This is a genomic window from Vibrio sp. ZOR0018 (genome assembly GCF_963865925.1).
Classification (GTDB): domain Bacteria; phylum Pseudomonadota; class Gammaproteobacteria; order Enterobacterales; family Vibrionaceae; genus Vibrio; species Vibrio anguillarum.
The window spans coordinates 1-805 of the sequence record NZ_CAWMCN010000116.1 but is presented as its reverse complement, the minus strand read 5'-3'; the positions used below and the strand labels follow the sequence as shown (position 1 = coordinate 805).

The 805-nt window shown below is 47.8% G+C and carries 1 protein-coding gene; it reads left to right on the top strand.

Annotated elements, in window-relative coordinates:
• Window positions 1-63 precede the first annotated feature (63 nt).
• On the top strand, window positions 64-805 hold a 742-nt coding region (locus tag AACR75_RS11335; protein WP_047690354.1), incomplete at its 3' end, for an IS256 family transposase.

Here is an 805-nt window from a genome sequence, read left to right as displayed (position 1 = left end):
GAGAGTGTCCTGAATTCTGTGTAACTGTCTAAACTTAAGCCTTAAAGGCTAAGGATGGACAATATGGATAAGAAAGCACTCGAAGCTTTTGCTCGTGAAGCAGCAAAGTCAATTAAGACAGAATCTGATCTTGATGACTTCCGCAAAATGTTAACCAAGGTGACCGTTGAAACGGCGTTAAACGCTGAACTCGATGAGCACCTTGGATATCAAAAACACCAATCTAGAACCAGCTCCAACTCCCGCAATGGCTACTCGGGCAAGTCAATCATCACCGATGATGGAGAAATCGATATCGACGTTCCCCGCGACCGTGAAGCCAGCTTTGAACCTCAACTCGTCCGCAAGCACCAAACTCGATTCCAATCCATGGACGACAAGATATTGAGCTTGTACGCGAAAGGCATGACCACACGTGAAATCGTCGCAACGTTCAAGGAAATGTATGATGCCGATGTCTCGCCAACGCTGATATCAAAAGTAACGGACTCGGTGCTTGAGCAAGTGATTGAATGGCAGTCGCGACCTCTCGACGAAATTTACCCTATCGTCTATCTCGATTGCATCGTGGTTAAGGTGCGTCAAGACAAGCAAGTCATCAACAAAGCGGTCTATCTTGCGTTAGGCGTCAACATGGAAGGCCCAAAAGAGCTGCTCGGCATGTGGCTCTCTGAAACGGAAGGTGCCAAATTCTGGCTTAACGTGCTGACTGAGCTTCAAAACCGTGGGGTAAAAGACATCCTTATCGCTTGCGTTGACGGGCTAAAAGGCTTTCCTGACGCCATCAACACTGCGTTCCCAGAGA